The sequence below is a fragment of the Pedococcus soli genome (genome assembly GCF_054782575.1).
In genome coordinates, this window is sequence record NZ_BAAGSF010000001.1 from 374,178 (window position 1) to 394,328 (window position 20,151).

21 protein-coding genes are annotated in these 20,151 nt (G+C 71.1%); 19 read left to right on the top strand and 2 right to left on the bottom strand.

Going from position 1 to position 20,151, the window contains the following annotated elements; all coding sequences use genetic code 11:
* Nucleotides 1–93 precede the first annotated feature (93 nt).
* From ACYVKF_RS01605 to ACYVKF_RS01655, 11 genes are all read left to right on the top strand, one after another.
* Nucleotides 94–1,230, top strand: a complete 1,137-nt coding sequence (locus ACYVKF_RS01605; protein WP_460964368.1) for an ABC transporter substrate-binding protein — start codon at nucleotides 94–96, stop codon at nucleotides 1,228–1,230.
* On the top strand, nucleotides 1,223–2,092 hold the full coding sequence (locus tag ACYVKF_RS01610) for an ABC transporter permease (protein ID WP_056916774.1): 870 nt from the start codon (nucleotides 1,223–1,225) through the stop codon (nucleotides 2,090–2,092). The genes ACYVKF_RS01605 and ACYVKF_RS01610 overlap by 8 nt, the downstream gene beginning before the upstream one ends.
* A gap of 17 nt (nucleotides 2,093–2,109) precedes the next feature.
* A complete protein-coding gene (locus tag ACYVKF_RS01615) occupies nucleotides 2,110–2,934 on the top strand; it encodes an ABC transporter permease (protein WP_460964371.1) in 825 nt (274 codons plus the stop codon).
* Nucleotides 2,931–4,034 (top strand): ABC transporter ATP-binding protein, encoded by a 1,104-nt coding sequence (locus ACYVKF_RS01620; RefSeq protein ID WP_460964373.1) that lies wholly within the window; start codon nucleotides 2,931–2,933, stop codon nucleotides 4,032–4,034. The genes ACYVKF_RS01615 and ACYVKF_RS01620 overlap by 4 nt, the downstream gene beginning before the upstream one ends.
* A 96-nt stretch (nucleotides 4,035–4,130) precedes the next feature.
* A complete protein-coding gene (locus ACYVKF_RS01625; protein WP_460964375.1) occupies nucleotides 4,131–4,982 on the top strand; it encodes a purine-nucleoside phosphorylase in 852 nt (283 codons plus the stop codon).
* Between the two features lie 13 nt (nucleotides 4,983–4,995).
* A complete protein-coding gene (locus tag ACYVKF_RS01630; protein WP_460964377.1) occupies nucleotides 4,996–6,723 on the top strand; it encodes a phospho-sugar mutase in 1,728 nt (575 codons plus the stop codon).
* 104 nt (nucleotides 6,724–6,827) lie between these two features.
* Nucleotides 6,828–7,094 carry a hypothetical protein gene (locus ACYVKF_RS01635; protein WP_056916770.1) on the top strand — a complete coding sequence of 89 codons (267 nt, stop codon included), beginning with the start codon at nucleotides 6,828–6,830 and terminating at the stop codon, nucleotides 7,092–7,094.
* Nucleotides 7,095–7,168: 74 nt separating this feature from the next.
* Nucleotides 7,169–7,522, top strand: a complete 354-nt coding sequence (locus ACYVKF_RS01640) for a DUF6221 family protein (protein ID WP_460964379.1) — start codon at nucleotides 7,169–7,171, stop codon at nucleotides 7,520–7,522.
* Between the two features lie 437 nt (nucleotides 7,523–7,959).
* Nucleotides 7,960–8,403 (top strand): MarR family winged helix-turn-helix transcriptional regulator, encoded by a 444-nt coding sequence (locus ACYVKF_RS01645; protein ID WP_460964381.1) that lies wholly within the window; start codon nucleotides 7,960–7,962, stop codon nucleotides 8,401–8,403.
* The gene (locus ACYVKF_RS01650; RefSeq protein ID WP_460964383.1) at nucleotides 8,400–9,005 is read left to right on the top strand and encodes a sigma-70 family RNA polymerase sigma factor; all 606 of its coding nucleotides are present in this window, start codon (nucleotides 8,400–8,402) and stop codon (nucleotides 9,003–9,005) included. Before ACYVKF_RS01645 ends, ACYVKF_RS01650 begins: the two co-directional genes overlap by 4 nt.
* A 126-nt stretch (nucleotides 9,006–9,131) precedes the next feature.
* Nucleotides 9,132–9,608 (top strand): SRPBCC family protein, encoded by a 477-nt coding sequence (locus ACYVKF_RS01655; protein ID WP_460964385.1) that lies wholly within the window; start codon nucleotides 9,132–9,134, stop codon nucleotides 9,606–9,608.
* A 193-nt stretch (nucleotides 9,609–9,801) separates the two neighbouring features.
* Here the strand turns inward: ACYVKF_RS01655 and ACYVKF_RS01660 are convergent, their stop codons facing one another.
* Complete coding sequence (locus tag ACYVKF_RS01660) at nucleotides 9,802–10,101, bottom strand: hypothetical protein (protein WP_460964387.1); 300 nt, start codon at nucleotides 10,099–10,101, stop codon at nucleotides 9,802–9,804.
* Between the two features lie 116 nt (nucleotides 10,102–10,217).
* Nucleotides 10,218–11,618 carry an HNH endonuclease signature motif containing protein gene (locus ACYVKF_RS01665; RefSeq protein ID WP_460964389.1) on the bottom strand — a complete coding sequence of 467 codons (1,401 nt, stop codon included), beginning with the start codon at nucleotides 11,616–11,618 and terminating at the stop codon, nucleotides 10,218–10,220.
* 216 nt (nucleotides 11,619–11,834) lie between these two features.
* Between ACYVKF_RS01665 and deoC the strand changes: the two genes are divergently transcribed.
* From deoC to ACYVKF_RS01705, 8 genes are all read left to right on the top strand, one after another.
* On the top strand, nucleotides 11,835–12,836 hold the full coding sequence (gene deoC, locus ACYVKF_RS01670) for a deoxyribose-phosphate aldolase (protein WP_460964687.1): 1,002 nt from the start codon (nucleotides 11,835–11,837) through the stop codon (nucleotides 12,834–12,836).
* A 29-nt stretch (nucleotides 12,837–12,865) separates the two neighbouring features.
* A complete protein-coding gene (locus tag ACYVKF_RS01675) occupies nucleotides 12,866–14,314 on the top strand; it encodes an aldehyde dehydrogenase family protein (RefSeq protein WP_056916763.1) in 1,449 nt (482 codons plus the stop codon).
* Nucleotides 14,315–14,322: 8 nt separating this feature from the next.
* A complete protein-coding gene (locus ACYVKF_RS01680) occupies nucleotides 14,323–15,237 on the top strand; it encodes an aldehyde dehydrogenase family protein (protein ID WP_460964391.1) in 915 nt (304 codons plus the stop codon).
* Nucleotides 15,238–15,239: 2 nt separating this feature from the next.
* Nucleotides 15,240–15,866, top strand: a complete 627-nt coding sequence (locus tag ACYVKF_RS01685) for a uridine kinase family protein (protein ID WP_056916762.1) — start codon at nucleotides 15,240–15,242, stop codon at nucleotides 15,864–15,866.
* Nucleotides 15,867–15,959: 93 nt separating this feature from the next.
* On the top strand, nucleotides 15,960–17,192 hold the full coding sequence (locus ACYVKF_RS01690; RefSeq protein WP_460964393.1) for a glycerophosphoryl diester phosphodiesterase membrane domain-containing protein: 1,233 nt from the start codon (nucleotides 15,960–15,962) through the stop codon (nucleotides 17,190–17,192).
* Entirely contained in the window at nucleotides 17,189–17,926 is a 738-nt protein-coding gene (locus tag ACYVKF_RS01695) for a DUF4129 domain-containing protein (RefSeq protein ID WP_460964395.1), read from the top strand. The genes ACYVKF_RS01690 and ACYVKF_RS01695 overlap by 4 nt, the downstream gene beginning before the upstream one ends.
* On the top strand, nucleotides 17,923–19,101 hold the full coding sequence (locus tag ACYVKF_RS01700) for a DUF4350 domain-containing protein (protein ID WP_460964397.1): 1,179 nt from the start codon (nucleotides 17,923–17,925) through the stop codon (nucleotides 19,099–19,101). The genes ACYVKF_RS01695 and ACYVKF_RS01700 overlap by 4 nt, the downstream gene beginning before the upstream one ends.
* Nucleotides 19,098–20,150 carry an AAA family ATPase gene (locus ACYVKF_RS01705; RefSeq protein WP_460964399.1) on the top strand — a complete coding sequence of 351 codons (1,053 nt, stop codon included), beginning with the start codon at nucleotides 19,098–19,100 and terminating at the stop codon, nucleotides 20,148–20,150. The genes ACYVKF_RS01700 and ACYVKF_RS01705 overlap by 4 nt, the downstream gene beginning before the upstream one ends.
* Nucleotide 20,151 lies beyond the last annotated feature (1 nt).

A 20,151-nucleotide genomic window follows, 5' to 3' on the forward strand; every position in this document is an offset into this window, starting at 1 on the left:
CGCCGTCGTGGCCGTATGGTCCGGAAAGGCGGACTAGGTTCCGCTCGGCAGACTTCACGCCCGCAGGCCGGGCTACAACTCCAGGATGGAAACATGACCGCTCGTACCCGCAGCACGGCTTGGCTGGCCGTCGTTGCCGCCGCCACCTCGATCGCGGTCGCCGCGTGCTCGCCCCCCGCGAAGGACTCGTCCGGCTCCTCCGGCAGCTCGGGCGGCTCGGCCGCCACCGCGACCTCCGCGCAGGCGCTGGGCGGCATGGACGCCCTCGTCGCCGCCGCGAAGAAGGAGGGGACGCTCAACGTCATCGCGCTCCCCCCGGACTGGGCCAACTACGGTGCGATCATCACGGCGTTCGGCACCAAGTACGGCATCAAGGTCAACAGCGCCCAGCCCGATGCGAGCAGCGCGGACGAGATCTCGGCCGCCACCCGCCTCAAGGGCCAGGACAGCGCCCCCGACGTGTTCGACCTCGGTGCTGCGGTCGCCACGGCCAACACCACGATGTTCGCGCCGTACAAGACCACCACCTTCGACAGCGTCCCGACCGACCTCAAGGACGCCAACGGCCTCTGGGTCAACGACTACGGCGGCTACATGTCCGTCGGTTACGACTCCTCCAAGGTCCCAGCCCCGACGTCCTTCGCCGACCTCCTCAAGCCCGCGTACAAGGGCAAGGTCGCCCTCAACGGTGACCCGACCAAGGCCGGTGCCGCCTTCGCCGGCGTGCAGATGGCCTCGATCGCCAGTGGCGGGAGCGCCGGCGACGTCACCAAGGGCGTCGACTTCTTCAAGCAGCTCAAGAAGGCCGGCAACTTCATCCCGGTCGACCCGACGCCCGCGACGATCGCCTCGGGCCAGACGCCGGTCGTCATCGACTGGGACTACCTCAACGCCGCCCAGACGGCCAAGGTCCCGACCTGGAAGGTCTACGTCCCGGACAACGCCGTGGTCGCCGGCTACTACGTCCAGGCCGTCAGCAAGGACGCGCCCCACCCCGCCGCAGCCCGCCTGTGGCAGGAGTTCCTCTACTCCGACGAGGGCCAGAACCTCTGGCTCAAGGGTGGTGCCCGCCCGGTCCGGTTCGATGACATGAAGAAGGCCGGCACGCTCGACGCCACCGCGGCTGCCGCCCTCCCGCCCGTCACCGGCACCCCGGTCGTGCCCACGGCTGCCGACTCCGACACCGCCAAGGCCTACCTCGCCAAGGAATGGGCCAACGCGGTTGGCTGAGGTCCGGACGCGCAGGGCGTCCGGTGGCTTCCGGCCACCGGGCGCCCTCCTCGGTGTCGTCCCCTTCTTCGCGTACGTCACCGTCTTCCTCATCATCCCCGCGCTCGTCGTCGTCATCGGGGCGTTCGTCAGCGGTGGGCGCCCGACCCTGGGCAACATCCGCGCGCTCGGGGGTCCGGCGGTCACCGCGGCCCTGTGGCACTCGGTGGTGCTCTCCGTCGTCACTGCGGTCGTCGGCGCGGTGCTCGGCGCGGTCCTCGCGTATGCCGTGTCCACCGCTCCCCCCAACGGTGTGCTCAAGCGGTTCGTCACCTCCCTGTGCGGCGTCCTCGCCCAGTTCGGCGGCGTCATCCTGGCCTTCGCGTTCCTCGCGACCTTCTCGGCCCAGGGGTTCCTCACCCGGCTCCTCGGCACCGGCGGTGGCGGGCTGTGGCTCTACGAGTGGGACAAGGGCCTGATGCTCGTCTACCTGTACTTCCAGGTGCCACTCATGCTCATCGTGTTCCTGCCCGCCGTGGAGGGCCTGCGCCCCCAGTGGCGCGAGGCCACCGAGACCCTCGGCGGGAGCACCTTCCTCTACTGGCGCAAGGTCGCCGGGCCCATCCTGATGCCGTCGTTCATCGGCGCCCTGCTCCTGCTCTTCACCAACGCCTTCTCCGCGTACGCCACCGCCGCCGCGCTGGTCTCGCAGGGCTCGCCACTGCTGCCCCTGCAGATCGGCGGCACGTTCACCTCCGAGGTGATCCTCGGCCAGGAGAACGTCGGCAAGGCGATGGCGTTGGAGATGGTGGTCGTGGTCGCCGTGGTGATGACCGCGTATGCCGTGCTCGACCGCCGCGCCTCGAAGTGGTTGGTCCGGTGAGCGGCCAGCGGGCGTCCATGAGGCGTCGCCAGGACCTCTTCCGGTGGGTCGTCGTCAGCCTCAGCCTGGTCTTCTTCGGGTTGCCGTTGTTCAGCATGCTCGAGTTCACGACGCGCGACGCCCAGGGCCACCGCACCGGGGCGACGTGGTCTGCGCTGGCCGACTTCGGGGCCATCTCCACGCGCTACCCGGATCTGCGGGCCGGGTTCATCGCCTCCATCGGGCTGGCCGTCCTCACCGTCGTGGTCATGCTCGTCCTCCTCGTCCCGACCATGACCTGGGTGCGGCTGCGGCTGCCCGGACTGGGCCGCACGGTCGAGTTCATCTGCCTGCTGCCCCTCACCGTCCCGGCGATCGTGCTCGTCGTCGGGCTGACGCCGGTCTACGCGTGGGTCACCTACTTCCTCGGGGGCAACGCGATCTGGCTCTCGTTCGCCTACGTCGTCCTCGTCCTGCCCTACGCCTACCGCGCGCTCGACGCAGGCCTGCGGGCGATCGACGTCCGGACGCTGTCCGAGGCGGCCCGCTCGCTCGGAGCCGGCTGGGGCACCGTGATGGTGCGCGTGATCCTGCCCAACCTGCGGACCGCAGTGCTGTCGGCGTCGTTCCTCGCGGTGGCGCTGACGCTGGGCGAGTTCACCATCGCCAACCTGTTCAGCCGCACCAACCTCCAGGTCGCGATGTACCTCATCGGCAAGTCCGACGCCCAGATCTCCGTCGCCGTCGGCCTCGCCTCGCTCGTGTTCGCGTTCGTCATCCTGTTCGCCATGTCCTTCGTCGGTGGCCAGCGCTCCAGCGCCTCGCCCCTGACCCGCCTGCGCCGCCGCAAGGAGACCGCATGACCTCCACCAGCACCCACCCGACCCAGCCAGGGAGGTCTGCGGACGGCGGTGCGCGAGGAGTGGCTGTCGAGCTGACCGGGCTGCGGCGCAGCTACGGCGACGTCCACGCGCTCGACGACCTCACCCTGCGCCTCGCCCCCGGCGAGCTCGTCGCCCTGCTGGGACCGTCGGGCTGCGGGAAGACGACCGCGCTGCGGTGCCTAGCCGGCCTCGAGGACCCCGACGAGGGCCGGATCGAGGTCGATGGCAGGGACCTGACGCGGGTGCCGACCAACAAGCGCGACCTCGGGATGGTGTTCCAGGCGTACAGCCTGTTCCCCCACATGACCGCCCGCCAGAACGTCGAGTTCGGGCTCCAGCTGCGGCGCCAGCCCGGCCAGCAGCGTCGCAGCCGGGCCGCCGAGATGCTGGAGCTCGTCGGCCTGTCGACCCAGGCCGACCGGTACGCCCACCAGATGTCCGGCGGTCAGCAGCAACGCGTGGCGCTCGCCCGCGCCCTGGCCATCGAGCCGCAGGTGCTCCTCCTGGACGAGCCGCTGTCCGCCCTCGACGCCAAGGTCCGGGTCCAGCTCCGCGACGAGATCCGTCGCATCCAGCTCGAGGTCGGGACCACCACCCTGTTCGTCACCCACGACCAGGAGGAGGCCCTCGCCGTGGCCGACCGGGTGGGCGTGATGCGTGGCGGCCGGCTCGAGCAGATCGCCAGCCCCGAGGAGCTCTACTCGCGGCCGGTCAACGACTTCGTGGCCGACTTCGTGGGGGTGACCAACCGGCTGCACGGGCAGTCGCACGGGACGACCGCGACCGTGCTCGGAGCGATCATCCCCCTCCTGCCGGGGTCCGCCCCCGAGGGTGCCGCGACCGTGCTGGTCCGCCCCGAGCACCTCACGGTGGCCCTCGACCCTGCCGGACCGGGCACGGTGCTCAGCGCCAGCTTCCTCGGCGCCCACGGTCGCGTCGTCGTCGACCCGGGCGGAGCCGGGCAGCAGGTCATCGTGCAGGTGCCCAGCGGGTCCGTCGCCGACTTCGCCCCGGGTGCCACGGTGACCCTGCGTCCCACCGGCGACCCCGCCCTCGCGGTCGCGGGCACCGACGGCTGAACACCGCATACCGCCGCTGACCAGCAGGAGCACCACCTTCCGGACCATAGGGACGGCACTGGACCGCGCCTGCGCAGACCTCGGTAGTCTTCCCCGGTGACTGAGCAGAGCCGCCCCGCCACGGGCGCCCCCGACCTGACCGATCCGGCGACCGACCCGTTCGAGGTGGCCCGTGCGGCTGCCGCGGTGATCGCCGAGCGCACGGGGGCCGAGCGCCACGACGTCGCGCTGGTCCTCGGCTCCGGCTGGGGCCAGACCGGCGACCTCATCGGCGAGACCCTCGCGACCATCGACAACGCCGACGTCCCCGGGTTCGGCAAGGCCGCCGTCGCCGGCCACAGCGGCACGATGCGCTCGGTCGCCATCGGTGACACCGGCCGCCGCGCCCTCGTCTACGGCACGCGCACCCACTTCTACGAGGGCAAGGGCGTCCGCGCCGTCGTGCACGCCGTGCGCACCGCCGCCGCCGCCGGCTGCTCGACCATCGTGCTGACCAACGGCTGCGGTGGCCTCAACCCCGCGTGGGCCCCCGGCACCCCGGTCCTCATCCGCGACCACATCAACCTCACCGCGCACTCCCCCATCGAGGGCGCCAACTTCGTCGACCTCACCGACCTCTACTCCCCCCGACTGCGCGACATCGCCCGCAGCGTCGACGCCGACCTCGACGAGGGCGTGTACGTCCAGTTCCGCGGTCCCCACTACGAGACCCCGGCCGAGGTGCAGATGGCCAAGGTGCTCGGGGGTGACCTCGTCGGCATGTCCACCACCCTCGAGGCGATCGCGGCCCGGCAGGCCGGCCTCGAGGTCCTCGGGATCTCGTTGGTGACCAACCTCGCCGCCGGGATCAGCGACCAGCCGCTGTCGCACGACGAGGTCCTCGAGGCCGGCCAGGCCGCTGCCGAGCGCTGTGGCCGCCTCCTCGCGGCCGTCGTCGCCTCCCTCTGAAAGGACCAGCGTCATGACGTATGCCGCCCGGCACGGCTCCGAAGGCGCCCCTCCCCTCGACGGCCACGCGCAGGAGCTCATCGACGCCGCCCAGGAGTGGGTGGACGACGATCCCGACCACGAGACCCGGGTCGAGCTCGGCCAGGTCCTCGCCCGGGCCAAGAACGGTGACGAGTCCGCCGTCGCGGACCTCGAGGACCGGTTCTCCGGGATGCTCGAGTTCGGGACCGCCGGCCTGCGCGGCGCCATCGGTGCCGGCCCCAACCGGATGAACCGCTCGGTGGTCATCCGTGCGGCAGCCGGCCTCGTGGCATACCTCAAGCAGTCGGAGCCGGAGCCCTTCGTCGTCGTCGGGTACGACGCCCGCACCAACTCCGACGTGTTCGCCCGCGACACCGCGGCCGTCACCGTCGGCGCGGGCGGTCGGGCCGCGGTACTCCCCCACACGATGCCGACACCGGTGCTGGCGTTCGCGATCCGTCACCTCGGTGCCGACGCTGGTGTCATGGTGACGGCGAGCCACAACCCGCCCCAGGACAACGGGTACAAGGTCTACCTCGGCGACGGTTCGCAGATCGTCCCGCCCGCCGACGCCCGCATCGCCGGTCAGATCGCCCGCGTCGCGGCGGTGGCCGACGTGCCGCTGGCCGACGACGGCTGGGAGACCCTCGGGAACGACGTCCTCGAGGACTACGTCGACGCGACGGCCGGTGTCGTCGCTCCGGACAGCCCCCGCGACATCGACATCGTCCACACCGCCCTGCACGGCGTGGGCAGCGACACCCTGCTGCGCGTGTTCGAGCGCGCCGGGTTCCCCTCACCCGTGCCGGTCGAGAGCCAGCAGCACCCGGACGCCGCGTTCCCCACCGTGTCCTTCCCGAACCCCGAGGAGCCGGGCGCCATCGACGCCGCGCTGGCGCTGGCGCGCGAGATCGGACCCGACATCGTGCTGGCCAACGACCCGGACGCCGACCGCTGCGCGGTCGCCGTCCCGTTCACGGTCCAGGGTGGCGAGAACGACGGCGGCACCGACTGGCGGATGCTGCGAGGCGACGAGGTCGGAGCGCTGCTGGGCGCCCACGTCCTCGCCCGCGGCGTCGACGCCGATGCCGTGTTCGCCAACTCGATCGTGTCCTCGCGGCTGCTCGCCGCCATGGCTGCGAAGGCCGGGATCCGCCACGAGGAGACGCTCACCGGGTTCAAGTGGATCGCCCGCGTCGAGGGCCTGCGGTACGGCTACGAGGAGGCTCTCGGCTACTGCGTCGACCCCGGAGTCGTCCGCGACAAGGACGGCGTCAGCGCCGCGCTCCTCATGGCCGAGCTGGCTGCGACGGTCAAGGCGCAGGGCCGCACCCTGCAGGACGTCCTCGACGACCTCGCGGTGGAGCACGGCGTGCATGCCACGGACTCGTTCTCGGTGCGGGTCGCCGACCTGTCGCTCATCGGCACCGTGATGACCCGCCTGCGCGAGCAGTCACCCACCGAGGTGGCCGGGCTCGCGGTGTCCCGCACCGACGACCTGGCCCTCGGCAGCGACACGCTGCCGCCCACCGACGGCCTGCGCTACCTCCTCGAGGACGACTCGCGGATCATCGTGCGCCCGTCCGGCACCGAGCCGAAGCTCAAGGTCTACCTCGAGGTCATCGAGCCGGTGTCCACCGACCTGGTCACCGCCCGCAAGGCCGCTGCGGCGAGGCTGGCCGCGATCCGCACCGCGATGGAGGAGCTCACGCAGGTCTGACGTCCCGCCTCTCCGCGGCCATGCGAGGGCCAAGCGAGTTTCAGCATCTGCCGATGAGCCGTAACCGGGCATTCGACTCCAGCAACCGATGGCACCATGCCTTCGTGGCTGAGACGTTCCGTAAGACGTGGCGCGGGGAGATCGTGTCATCCGAGGGGTTCAGCGTGCGCCTGAACGGCAGGAGTGCCCTGACGTACAAGGACGCAGGCGGCGAACTGCGGGTCGACACTGAGCCCATGACCGGCTCTGGCACCACTGTGACCGTCTACTCAGGCAGCATCCCAGATTCACCGCAACGGGGACGCATACAGGTGATGGACAACATTGCGAAAGCGTTTCAGTACGCCGGGTGGGTCCTGGTTCCGTCCTGACGGCGGGCTCTAGCCAGTGCGGGCTCATTCCGCGGTCTGCGAAGGGCGGGACGCAGCTGCGAGAACATGATGCCGTGCACCTTGATCAATTTTTCGAAGAACGCATCCTGCAGGACGAGGCGATCGCCAAGGCTGCGATCGCAGCTGCGCCGCTCCAGGACTCGCGCCTCACCGCGCATGTTGATGGTCGCGTTGCTATGACTGGATGGCGCCTGCTCGCCGAAGCCTCACTGAAGCGCGAGGTCCTCTTCACTCACGACGACTACGTGCCAACTTCAGCCGACCGACGTCCCCCGATCGTCGAGTGCGTCACCTGCCAAAAGCCCTACCCGTGTCAGACGTTGCGCATTGCGGTTGCCGTCTACGCCGACCATCCCAGCTATCACCCCGGATGGCGGCCTATCGAGCCCGAGACCCGAGCCGACTGAACGAACGTCCGCTCATGCCGCGATCCGCTCGACCATGCCGAGATGAGTACGACTGCTGATCCACAGGCAAGCGGCGATGCCCGTGGGTGGTGAGGTACCTGCCGGGGGTGGTTCCGAAAACTGGTCGATGAAGGTGTGGACCCGTGTGGTCCTCGGGGCCTCTGTGGCCGTTGCAGCGGGATGGGGGTCCTTTGCCAGTAGTTGATGCAATGCCCAGGCGGGAGTCGAAGGGTTTTGCGAGGGTCAACCCGGCGGTGCACAGGCCCGCAGTGCTCGGGTCGTCCTTGCGTGAGCGAGCGGATTAGGCGGTCTTCGAACGGGGAGCGGCAGCCCTTGTCGTGTCACCTGTTCGGTCAGAGTGTTGTCACCGGGCGCTGCCCACCGTGCGGATAGTTCACGCGTGAACTATGTTGCCGATGGCCGACAAGGGAGTGCCAATGACCACGTCCAGCAATCTGCGACTGAACGACCAGCTGTGCTTCGCGTTGTACGCCGCGACGAACCAGGTGACCCGCGCGTACCGACCTCTGCTGGAAGCCGTCGGGCTGACGTATCCGCAGTATCTGGTGATGCTCGTGCTTTGGGAGTCCGATGACCAACCGGCCCATGAGATTGCCGACCGGTTGCAGCTGTCGCCGGCCGCGGTCAGCCCCATCCTGGGGCGCCTCGAGGAAGCTGGGCTCGTCGTGCGCGACCTGGACCCGGACGATGCGCGAACCCGTCGAGTTCGCCTCACACCCAAGGGCGCTGCCGTCGAGCTGGGCGCGTCGCGGGCGCAGCTGAACGTCGTCGAGCAGACCGGATTGTGCGGCGATGAGCTGACCGGGCTGCGCGACGACCTGCACGACCTGGTGATGCGGATGTCGGTGCGAACGTCGTGACCGCGCACAGCGCGCCACTCGATGACTGGAACGGCGAGGGCGACGACGCGCAGTCGTTGGGCGACCTGCTGGTCCGCTGCGCATCCGGGGACGAGGCCGCGTTCGAGCAGATCTACGCCGCGACGGTGCCGCGCGTGTTCGGGCTCGTGCTGCGCGTCGTGGTCCAGCACGCACTCGCCGAGGAGGTCACCCAGGACGTCTTCGCTTACGTGTGGGCCGAGGCCGGCCGGTACGAACCGTCGCGGGGCAGCGCAGCCGGCTGGATCCTCACCATTGCGCACCGCCGCGCAGTGGACCGGGTCCGCAGTGTCAGCGCGAGCCGCACCCGTGACGACGTGTGGACACGGAAGGTGACGCCGGCACCATTCGATTCAACCGCCGAGTCGGCACACTCCTCCTTCGAAGCCGCCAGAGTCCGAGGTGCCCTGGCAGCGCTCACGATGAAGCAGCGCACGGCCGTCCAGCTCGCGTACTTCCACGGCCTGACATACACCGAAGTTGCTTCGCACCTGGGCATTCCGCACAGCACCGCGAAGACCCGCATCAGGGACGGGTTGCGCTCACTGGCGCACGCTCTCGACCCAGGGGTTGCCAGCGCCTAGAGGGAGCCCACGTCGGGCGCGGTTCGGTGGCTGGTCCTACAGGCGCCGACCGAGTGCGCTGGATGTCAGACCTGCACCTCGTGATCTCGAGCCACCAGCGTCCGGCACATGCAGACCCTCTGTCCCATGGAGGCGTTGCTGTTGGGAGATGATGCGCTGGTGAGCGTTGATGTGAGGGTGGAATGCACGATCGAGCGAGCCTCCGCGGAGGTAGCGGCCTTCGCCGGTGACCCGGGTAGGGCTCCGGAGTGGTACGCCAACATCGCGTCTGTGCACTGGCTGACACCAGAGCCCCTGTCCGTGGGGTCGAGGATGGACTTCGTCGCCCACTTCCTCGGGCGGCGACTCGCCTACACCTACGAGGTCGTCGAGCTCGTGCCTGGGCGCAGGCTGGTGATGCGCACTGCTGATGGCCCGTTCCCGATGGAGACCACGTACGAGTGGGAGCCGGTGCACGAGGGAGCGACGCGGATGACGCTGCGCAACCAGGGCTCCCCGTCAGGCTTTGCCAAGATCAGCGAGCCGATGGTGAAGCGCGCCATGACGCGCGCCACGACCAAGGACCTGGCCAGGCTCAAGGGCATCCTCGAAGCATCCGGCTGAGAACCCGAACCTCTGCCGGACCGCCTCGTTCAGGCGGGAAGTCGGACGACGAATCGGCGGCCCCCGCCGTGGTTGCTGACGGTGACCGTGAACCAAGGCAGCAACATCATCTGGCCCAAGCGTTGGTCAAGTGAGAGCGAACGTCCGCTCTTGCCGCGATGAGCGCGTCCTTGCCCGCGATGGCGTTTGGCCGTCAGAGGGGATGAGTGAACGAGACCGGTTTGCCAGCCGCACGGGCGTAAGCGATCTCCCGTCGGGTCGACTCCCCGACGTACCCGCCAGGGTTGACGACCAGGACACGATCGGCCAGGTCGATCTTGCGCCGGTGGAGGGCGTCGAGAACAGCCTTCTGTTCTGGAGTGGGTGACTGGTCCGCCTCGCTCGGCGCCACGACGATCACCCCGGCCAAGGTCAGCTCACTGTTCACCGCGCGCATCTCGTTCACGAACCGCGCCGATCCGCAGAGGCAGACGATCTCAGGTCGCGCGGTCACGGCCAGACCCTAGCGATGCGTTCCCACGCCTTCCACGACCCCGGGCGCGTCAGCCCACGCGTCGATCCACGGGCATGCCGCGGCGCCCGCCAGAGGGGGCGGGCTGTGGGGCGCGGTCATGGTCGCCAGGGTGGCGCCGGGGGTGGCGCGACGGCGGTCGTCGCCAGCTCGCCCCACACGGTGTAGGTGCGAACCCCCGGCCCCGCACCCGCTCCGGCACCGTGCACCGCACGGTCGCCTCGACCCAGCGAGGACCCTGCGGCCGCCTGTCCAGCCAGCCAGTGGTCGTACGAACCGGGGACGAGCGTCCACCGGACCCCGCCCTCGACGAGCTCCCCGAGGTAGCCCTTGCGGTGCACGACCGTGTGGTGCCGCCCGCACAGCAACGCTGCGTTGCCCAGATCGGTGGCGCCTCCGTCGACCCAGTGCCTCAGGTGGTGGCCGTCGCACCAGGACGCCGGCACCGTGCAGTCGGGGAACGTGCACCCGCCGTCGCGGAGCCACAGGGCTCGCAGCTGGGCGCTGGTGAACAGCCGGAACCGGCGCCCCAGGTCGAGGACCTCGCCGTCCTTGCCGAGGACGACCGGCACGATCCCGGCGTCACAGGCGATGCGACGGGCGGTCTCCGGACCGATCAGCGCGCCGGCCTCCCCCGAGCCGAACACCGTGGCGGCGTTCGACCGGGCCACGAGGTCGTCGAGGGAGACGGTCACGAACACCTCGGCCTTGGGGGTGGTGCTCACGCCGTCGGCCGAGGCGACACCTCGTCGCACGACCTCGAGCAGGGCGTCCATGCGCCGCTGACCCGACGGGCGGCGGTCGGGCTCGCCCTCAGCCGGTCGCGGCGCGGACAGCCCCTGCACGGCAGCCTCGATGACCGTCTTGGCCTCGGCATCGACGACCATCGTGTACTCGAACAACCCGGTGCCGTCGGCGAACGGCTGGGACAACGATCGTCGCTCGCAGGCCCGGTCCTGCTCCAATTGGAGCTCGCCGACCGCGCCGTACTTCGCGACCAGCCGGTCGCGGAGGCCACGCACGTCCTTGGGCCTGCCCCACGACGCGACCTCGACGAGCCCGTCGAGCACCGGCCCAGCAGCACCGGGAGCGAGCCTGGACGCGAGCCGCTCGAACTCGTCGACGACGACGGTCGCGGTGACCAGCGGCACTCGCGCCTCGCGGACGGCCGCCAGCAACGCGCCATACCGGTCGTCGTGGGCGGCCTCGGCGAGCCGCACGACGCGGGCCGAGCCACCGGCGCGCAACGACGGAGAGTGGTCGAGCAGCCAGGCACTCGCCCCGGAGCGCCCCGCGCCGGCCTCACCACGGTCGACCGCCTCACTGAGCACCTCCACGCGGGCTGCGTCGACGCGGGCGGCCAGCTCGTCGAGCTCGGACATGAACCGGCCCAGGTCGGCACCGCTCGCGGCCCACAGGGCGTCCTCGGTGCCGGTCAGGACAGCGCACGCCTGCGCCACCGCTGACTCGCGCTCCGAGAACGGCGCTCCCTCACCCATGGGACAAAACTACCAACGGGGTCTGACAGTCCCTCCCCGCGAAAGTCCTTGATACGCAACATCTTTCGCTTCAGAACCAAGAGCCTCGCGAGTCACCGCAGGACCAACGGGGGCACACCTCGGGACACCGGCCAGGGACACCCGAGACTCCACCGAATCCGCGCGAACCGACCACCCTGTAGACACCGATAGACTCGTGCGGTGAGTACCCCCACAATGTCCGCCCCCTCGGTCGACCCGACCGCCCGGGCGCGTGACCTCCTCGGTGTCTCCCGCCTCACCAACGCGGCCCTCACGAGCTGGCTGCACGGCCTGCCCGGAGTCGACCAGGTGGGCTGCGAGGGACGCGCGGCCGGTCTCGGCACCCGCTCGATCAAGACCACGTCGAAGGCCTGGGCCATCGACACGGCGATCTCCATGATCGACCTGACGACGCTCGAGGGCGCCGACACCAAGGGCAAGGTCCGCGGCCTCGCCGCCAAGGCGCTGCACCCGGACCCCACCGACCCGTCCACCCCGAGCCCGGCCGCAGTCTGCGTCTACGGCGACATGGTGGCCACCGCACGCGAAGCCCTCGGCGACGCGCCCATCAACGTCGCGGCCGTCGCGACCGCCTTCCCCTCCGGTCGCGCGTCCATGCCGGTCAAGCTCGCCGACACGCGTGACGCGATCGCCGCTGGTGCCGACGAGATCGACATGGTCATCGACCGTGGCGCGTTCCTCTCCGGTGACTACCTCGGGGTGTTCCGTGAGATCGCCCAGGTGTCCGAGGCCTGCGTCCGCGAGGACGGCACCCGCGCGCGCCTCAAGGTCATCATGGAGACCGGCGAGCTCGTGACCTACGACAACGTCCGCCGCGCCTCGTGGCTGTCGATGCTCGCCGGTGGCGACTTCATCAAGACCTCGACCGGCAAGGTGTCGCCCGCGGCGACCCTGCCCGTCACCCTGATCATGCTCGAGGCGGTCCGCGACTGGCGCGACCTCACCGGTGAGATGGTGGGCGTGAAGCCGGCCGGTGGCATCCGCACGAGCAAGGACGCCATCAAGTTCCTCGTCACCGTGAGCGAGATGGCGGGCGACGACTGGCTGGACCCGTTCTGGTTCCGGTTCGGTGCGTCCAGCCTGCTCAACGACCTGCTGCTGCAGCGTCAGCGGATGCGGATCGGTGCCTACTCCGGCGCCGACTACGTCACCGACGACTCCCCCAGCCTCTACTGACACCTGCGAATTCGAGGAACCTGAAGACCATGGCCAAGTTCGAGTACGCACCCGCCCCGGAGAGCAGGGCGGTCGTCGACCTCGCCCCCTCCTACGGGCTGTTCATCAACGGCGAGTTCACCGAGTCCCAGGGCGGCTCCGCCTTCAAGACCGTCAACCCGGCGACGGAGGAGGTCCTCTCCGAGGTCACCGACGCCAGCGCCGCCGACGTCGACCGTGCCGTCGCTGCCGCCCGCCGTGCCTACAACGGGGTATGGGGCCGGATGTCCGGCGCCGACCGCGGCAAATACCTCTTCCGCATCGCGCGCATCCTGCAGGAGCGCGCCCGCGAGTTCGCGGTCCTCGAGACCCTCGACAACGGCAAGCCGATCAAGGAGAGCAGGGACGTCGACATCCCGCTCGCCGCGGCCCACTTCTTCTACCACGCAGGCTGGGCCGACAAGCTCGAGTACGCCGGCCTCGGCACGAACCCCCGCGCGCACGGCGTCGTCGGCCAGGTCATCCCGTGGAACTTCCCGCTGCTCATGCTCGCGTGGAAGATCGCCCCGGCCCTCGCGACCGGCAACACGGTCGTGCTCAAGCCCGCCGAGACCACGCCGCTGACCGCGCTGCTGTTCGCCGACGTCGTGCAGCAGGCCGACCTCCCCCCGGGTGTCGTCAACATCGTCACCGGCGCGGGTGCCACCGGCCAGGCCATCGTCGACCACCCCGACATCGACAAGCTCGCCTTCACGGGTTCGACCGGGGTGGGCAAGATGATCGCCCGCTCCATCGCCGGCACCCGCAAGAAGGCCACCCTCGAGCTCGGGGGCAAGGCCGCCAACATCATCTTCGAGGACGCCGCCATCGACCAGGCGGTCGAGGGCATCGTCAACGGCATCTTCTTCAACCAGGGCCACGTCTGCTGCGCCGGTTCGCGCCTGCTCGTGCAGGAGAACATCGCCGAGGACGTGGAGCGCCGCCTCAAGCGCCGCCTGCAGACGCTGCGCGTGGGCGACCCGCTCGACAAGAACACCGACGTCGGCGCCATCAACTCCAAGGCCCAGCTGACCCGCATCACCGAGCTCACCGACGCCGGCGAGGCCGAGGGCGCCGAGCGCTGGGACAACGGCTGCGAGCTGCCGGCCAAGGGCTTCTGGTTCCGCCCCACCGTGTTCACCGGTGTCAGCCAGGGCCACCGGATCGCCCAGGAGGAGATCTTCGGCCCGGTCCTGTCGGTGCTGACCTTCCGCACGCCGCAGGAAGCGGTCGCGAAGGCCAACAACACGCCCTACGGGCTGTCCGCGGGCGTCTGGACCGAGAAGGGGTCGCGCATCCTCTGGATGGCCGACCAGCTCCGCGCCGGCGTCGTCTGGGCCAACACCTTCAACAAGTTCGACCCGACCAGCCCGTTCGGTGGCTACAAGGAGTCGGGCTACGGCCGCGAGGGTGGCCGCCACGGCCTGTCCGCCTACGTCACGACTGAAAGCAACGGGTGATCTCCGCGATGCCGACCAACCAGCGGACTGCCACCGACGCCCGCGTCGACGTGCGCAAGACCTACAAGCTCTACATCGGCGGGAAGTTCCCCCGCTCCGAGTCCGGCCGCTCCTACGAGGTCCTCGACGGCCGTGGCCGCTTCCTCGCCAATGCCTCGCAGGGCTCGCGCAAGGACGCCCGTGACGCCGTCGTCGCGGCCCGCGCGGCCTTCCCCAAGTGGGCCGGGGCCACCGCCTACAACCGTGGCCAGGTGCTCTACCGCGTCGCCGAGGTCATGGAGGGCCGCCGCGCCCAGTTCGTCGCCGAGGTGCGCGCGAGCGAGGGCCTCACCGAGCGTCGCGCCGAGACCGTGGTCAACGCCGCGATCGACCGCTGGGTCTGGTACGCCGGGTGGACCGACAAGCTCGCACAGGTGCTCGGCGGGCTCAACCCCGTCGCCGGACCGTACTTCGACATCTCGGCCCCCGAGCCGACCGGTGTCGTGGGTGTCCTTGCGCCGCAACGTTCTTCGCTGCTCGGCCTCGTCTCGGTCGTCGCGCCGGTCATCGCCTCGGGCAACACCGCTGTGGTCCTCACCAGCGAGCTGCGTCCGCTGCCGGCGATCACGCTCTCGGAGGCGCTGGCCACCTCCGACGTCCCCGGTGGTGTGGTCAACCTGATCACCGGGCGGACCGCCGAGGTCGCACCGTGGATCGCCTCGCACCGCGACGTCAACGCCATCGACCTGGCCGGCGCGGCCGAGGCCGAGGGTGTCGTCTGGGGCGACCTGGAGCTCGCCGCCGCCGAGAACCTCAAGCGCGTGGTCCGCCCTGCGGGCGAGGGCACCGACGCGGTCGAGCCCGACTGGACCCGCACCCCGGACATGGCGCGGATGACGGCGTTCCTCGAGACCAAGACCGTCTGGCACCCCAAGGGTCGCTGACCTTGACGGCCGACCACCCCGGCGACCACACCGCCGCCCGGGTGGTCGTCCTCGCGGGACCCAGCGGGGCGGGCAAGTCCCGCCTCGCCCAGCGCCTGCACGCCGCGCACGGGTGGCCGATCGTCCGCCTCGACGACTTCTACCGCGACGAGGACGACCCGGCCATGCCGCGCAGCGCCGAGCTCGGCATCGTCGACTGGGACCACCCCGACTCGTGGAACCGCGCGGCCGCCGTCGACGCCCTGGCCACCCTGGTGACGACGGGGTCGGTCCGCACCCCCGTCTACGACATCTCGACCAGCCGGGCCGTCGACTCGACGACCGTCGAGGCCGGCGCCCACGACCTCGTGCTCGCCGAGGGCATCTTCGCTGCAGAGATCATCGGTGACCTGCGCGAGCGAGGCCTGCTCGCGGGTGCGTACTGCGTGCACCACCGGCCCTTCGTGACGTTCGTCCGGCGGCTGGCGCGCGACCTGCGCGAGCGCCGGAAGCCGCCGTGGACGCTGGTCCGCCGCGGCCTGGCCCTGATGCGGGTCGAACCAGCCGTCGTGGCGCGCCAGGAGTCGCTCGGCGCGACCCCGGCCCGTGCCAAGGACCTCGAACCCCTGCTCGCGGCGCTGGCCCGCTGACCGGTCCAACTCCGCACGGCGCGGGTCCGACTTGGTAGGTTTCGGGGCACGCAGGGGTGGGACCTGTCGAGCGCGGGGAGGGGCACGGCCAGCATGAGCGACACCGACGGCGGAGCCGTCCCGCCGGACCCCTCGACGCCCCTACCGCCGTCGTGGTCGGCCCCCGGTTCGCCCCAGCCCCCTTCCCCTGGAGGCAGCGGGGCGCCAGCCCCTCCCGTGCCGCCCCCGGGCGGACCGGCGTATGGCGCGAGCCCCGGGTACGGCGCAGGCGGACCTGCCTACGGCGCGGGTGCCGGCCAACCGGCATACGGGTCCCCTGCAGGGACTCCGACCGGGACGCCCGGTGCGCCCGCCCCGCACTGGAGCACCGCCCTGACGGCCCACAAGCCGGGGATCGTGGCGCTGCGCCCGTTGGGTTTCGGCGACATCCTCGAGGGCTCCTTCGCGGCGATGCGCCGCAACCCGCGGACGTTCTTCGGCCTCGCCCTGCTCACCTCGCTGGTGATCCTGCTCATCCTGGCCGCGGTCGGAGCGCTGGGGTACCTCGCCGTCACCCAGATCGGCTCCTCGCAGGCCAACGACGTCCTGCTGGCGGTGGGGACCATCGGCGGCTTCACCCTCCTGTTCGTCGCGAGCAGCGTGACCTCCGTGGCGCTCACCGGGATGTTGTCCTACCCCGTCGCCGAGGCCGTCCTGGGGCGCAAGCCGTCCATCGGGGAGACGTGGCGCCGCACCCGCGGGATGCTCCTGCGGCTCGCCGGGCTGACGCTCGTCCTGTTCATCCCGGTGCTCGTCGTCATCGCGGGCCTCGTCGCGGTGGTGATCCTCGCCTTCGACCGGGGCTCCAACGTCCTGGGCACCCTCGGGATCTTCGCCATCCTCGGCACCGCCGTCGCGATGGGGTTACTCGGCGTCCGCCTCGCCCTGTCGACCCCCGCCCTGGTGCTCGAGGACCTGGGCGCCATCGCCTCGTTGCGGCGCTCGTGGGCCCTGACCCGAGGACGCTTCTGGCGGACGCTCGAGGTGCTCCTCGTCTCGGGACTCATCGTCGGGGTGGTGCAGCAGGTCCTCGGAGTCGGGTTCCAGGTCGTGGGTGGCGCCGTCGGGTTCGGACTCGGTTCGACGATGAGCGGCCGGGCCGGGGAGATCGCGGGGACCGTGGTCGTCCTCGCGTTCACCCTCCTCGGTTCCCTGCTGGCGACCCTGCTGTCCCAGCCGTTCCAGGCCGCGGTCGGCACGCTCCTCTACACCGATGCCCGCATCCGCAAGGAAGGCTTCGACCTGGCCCTGGTCCGGGCGGCGACCGGCGCCAGGGTGTCCGGGTGACCGGTTCCGTCGTGCCGTCCCACGTCGTCGCCCTCCCTGCGCAGCTGGGGGCGCTGCCGTCCCGCCTCGGGATCGTGCCGTCGCGGATCGACCCCGGCAACGACGAGGCGCGGACCTGGTTGCGGGACGAGCTGGCCAAGCCCGCCTACCGCGACACCCGTGACCCGCTGCAGCGCGCCGTGGACGCCTTCGAGCAATGGCTGACCGACCTCCTCAGCCGGGCCCACACCCCGTCCAACCCGCTGCCGACGATCGTCGCCGTCCTCGTGGCCCTCGCGCTGGTCGCCCTGGTTGCCTACTCGCTGCGCTTCGTCCGACGCACCGAGCGCCGAGCCGCCGACGGGCCCGGGACAGTGCTCGGTGACGAGCGGCTCACCGCCGCCCAGTACCGTGCGCGCGCCGAACAGGCGCTGGCCGAGCAGCGGCACGGCGACTGCGTCCTCGACGCGCTGCGAGCGATCGCGAGCGGTGCCGTCGAACGAACCCTCCTGGAGGACGCGCCGAGCCTCACCGCGCACGAGATCGCGGGACGCCTGGGCTCCACCTTCCCCGAGCAGGCCCAGGACCTGCGCGCAGCTGCGGACCGGTTCGACGCCGTGGCCTACGGCGACGAGCCGGCCTCGCGCGCCGACGCCGAGGACCTGCTGTCCCTCGACCGGGTCATCGCGGCGGCCCGGCCGCACCGCGCCCAGGTGGAGGCCTCGGCGAAGTCCGTCGTGGGGTCACCGTCGTGACCCTCCACGTCTGGGACCGCGCGGACACCGCAGCCGGTTCGGCCACCCGTCGCCGCCTGCTGTGGGCCGGCGTGCTCGTCGTCGTCGCCGTCCTCGTCGTGACGGCGGTCGTCGTGGGCATCCGGCGCAACGCCCACAAGGGCGAGTCGCTCGACCCGCAGAACCCCGGTCGAGAAGGCGCCCAGGCGCTGGCCTCGGTCCTGCGTGACCGCGGCGTCGACGTCCAGGTCGTTCGCGGCCAGCAGGAGCTCCTCGACGCCCCCGTCGACGCCGGGACGACCGTGCTGGTGACCGGCACCGGCGAGCTCTCCGACCAGACGGCCGCGACCATGGTCGAGCACGTGGCCGGCGCCGGCCGCCTGCTGCTCGTCGCCCCCGGCCAGTTCCTCCTCTCGGCGCTCGAGCTCCCCGTCGATGCCGCAGGTGACGCCGGGATCCCGTCGACCACGACAGCGGGGTGCACGGTCGACGGCCTGTCGCCGGGTGACCGGGTCGTGCCGGCCCCGCAGACCTATGTCGCGACGGGTTCGGGACCGGTGGGCTGCTTCGCGCACGACGGGTCCTTCGAGCTCGTCGCGGTCCCCGCGAACGGCGATCAGCCCGAGGTCGTGCTGCTCGGCAACGCCGACCTCCTCGCCAACAGCCAGATCACGCAGGAGGACCACGCCGGGGTGGCGCTGCGCCTGCTCGGCCGGGGCGACCGGGTCGTGTGGTACCTCCCCACCTCGCTCGACATCAGCGACGATGACACGACGGCGACCTCCGAGATTCCGCGCGCCCTGGGCCCGCTGGTCTTCCTCTCGGTGTTCGGCCTGCTGGCGTTGATGCTGTGGCGCGGGCGCCGGTTCGGGCCGCTGGTCACCGAACCGCTCCCCGCCGTGGTCAAGGCGATCGAGACGACCCAGAGCCGCGGCCGGTTGTACCGCAAGGCTCGCGACACGCAACGGGCCGGCGGGGTGCTCCGGGCGCGCACGACCAAGCGGCTCGCCGCCTACCTCGGCCTGCCGACCGGGGCCGCGCCGGACGCGGTCGCGCGGGCCGCCGCCACGGCGACCGGACGCGACCCGCGGTCCGTCACCGACCTGTTCACCGCTGCACCACCCACCACCGAGGCGGCCCTGGTCGCCCTCGCCAACGACCTGACCGACCTCGAGAAGGAAGTGCGCCGCGCATGACCGAGCAGCCCCAGCCCACCGAGCCCCCGTCGGCACAGCCGACGAGCCACTCCCCGTATGCGGACCCGGCCTCCGTCGCCGGCGCGTCCGCCACGGCGGACGACCGGGCCCGCGCATCCCTCATGGCCGTCCGGACGGAGGTCGGGAAGGCCGTCGTGGGCCAGGATGCCGCCGTCGCCGGCATCCTCATCGCGCTGCTGTGCCGCGGCCACATCCTCCTCGAGGGGGTTCCAGGGGTGGCCAAGACGCTGCTGGTGCGCAGCGTGGCCGCTGCCCTCGACGTGCAGACCAAGCGCGTGCAGTTCACGCCGGACCTCATGCCCGGCGACGTGACCGGTTCGCTGGTCTACGACAACTCGACGTCGGAGTTCTCGTTCCGCGAAGGACCCGTCTTCACCAACCTGCTGCTCGCGGACGAGATCAACCGCACGCCCCCGAAGACCCAGGCGTCGTTGCTGGAAGCCATGGAGGAGCGGCAGGTCTCCGTCGAGGGCACGCCCCGGCCGCTCCCGAGGCCGTTCCTCGTCGCCGCGACGCAGAACCCCGTGGAGTACGAGGGCACGTACCCCCTGCCCGAGGCCCAGCTCGACCGCTTCCTCCTCAAGGCGACGATGCCGCTGCCGCCGCGCGAGGACGAGATCGCCGTGATCACCCGCCACGCCTCCGGCTTCGACCCGCGCGACCTCGCCGCGGCGGGCCTCCGGCCGGTCGCCAGCGCCGCCGACATCGAGGCCGGGGCCGAGCAGGTCCGCCACGTGCAGATCTCGCCCGAGGTCACGGCATACATCGTGGACATCGCCCGGGCGACGCGTCACTCACCGTCCCTCGCGCTCGGCGTGAGCCCCCGTGGTGCCACCGCCCTGCTGGCCACCAGCCGCGCCTGGGCGTGGCTCAACGGGCGGTCCTTCGTCACCCCGGACGACGTCAAGTCGCTCGCGCAGGCGACGCTCGCCCACCGCCTGTCGCTTCGTCCCGAGGCCGAGCTCGAGGGCGTCGCCGTGTCGTCGGTGCTGGACGCCGCCATCGGTTCCGTCCCGGTCCCCCGCTGAG

What these genes read in the sequence shown, in the direction of transcription:
- ACYVKF_RS01605 (WP_460964368.1), top strand. Translation starts at nt 94, where the DNA reads ATGACCGCTCGTACCCGCAGCACGGCTTGGCTGGCCGTCGTTGCCGCC.
- ACYVKF_RS01615 (WP_460964371.1), top strand. Translation starts at nt 2,110, where the DNA reads ATGAGGCGTCGCCAGGACCTCTTCCGGTGGGTCGTCGTCAGCCTCAGC.
- ACYVKF_RS01620 (WP_460964373.1), top strand. Translation starts at nt 2,931, where the DNA reads ATGACCTCCACCAGCACCCACCCGACCCAGCCAGGGAGGTCTGCGGAC.
- ACYVKF_RS01630 (WP_460964377.1), top strand. Translation starts at nt 4,996, where the DNA reads ATGACGTATGCCGCCCGGCACGGCTCCGAAGGCGCCCCTCCCCTCGAC.
- ACYVKF_RS01645 (WP_460964381.1), top strand. Translation starts at nt 7,960, where the DNA reads ATGACCACGTCCAGCAATCTGCGACTGAACGACCAGCTGTGCTTCGCG.
- ACYVKF_RS01655 (WP_460964385.1), top strand. Translation starts at nt 9,132, where the DNA reads ATGGAGGCGTTGCTGTTGGGAGATGATGCGCTGGTGAGCGTTGATGTG.
- ACYVKF_RS01665 (WP_460964389.1), bottom strand. Translation starts at nt 11,618, where the DNA reads ATGGGTGAGGGAGCGCCGTTCTCGGAGCGCGAGTCAGCGGTGGCGCAG.
- deoC (WP_460964687.1), top strand. Translation starts at nt 11,835, where the DNA reads ATGTCCGCCCCCTCGGTCGACCCGACCGCCCGGGCGCGTGACCTCCTC.
- ACYVKF_RS01675 (WP_056916763.1), top strand. Translation starts at nt 12,866, where the DNA reads ATGGCCAAGTTCGAGTACGCACCCGCCCCGGAGAGCAGGGCGGTCGTC.
- ACYVKF_RS01680 (WP_460964391.1), top strand. Translation starts at nt 14,323, where the DNA reads ATGCCGACCAACCAGCGGACTGCCACCGACGCCCGCGTCGACGTGCGC.
- ACYVKF_RS01690 (WP_460964393.1), top strand. Translation starts at nt 15,960, where the DNA reads ATGAGCGACACCGACGGCGGAGCCGTCCCGCCGGACCCCTCGACGCCC.
- ACYVKF_RS01705 (WP_460964399.1), top strand. Translation starts at nt 19,098, where the DNA reads ATGACCGAGCAGCCCCAGCCCACCGAGCCCCCGTCGGCACAGCCGACG.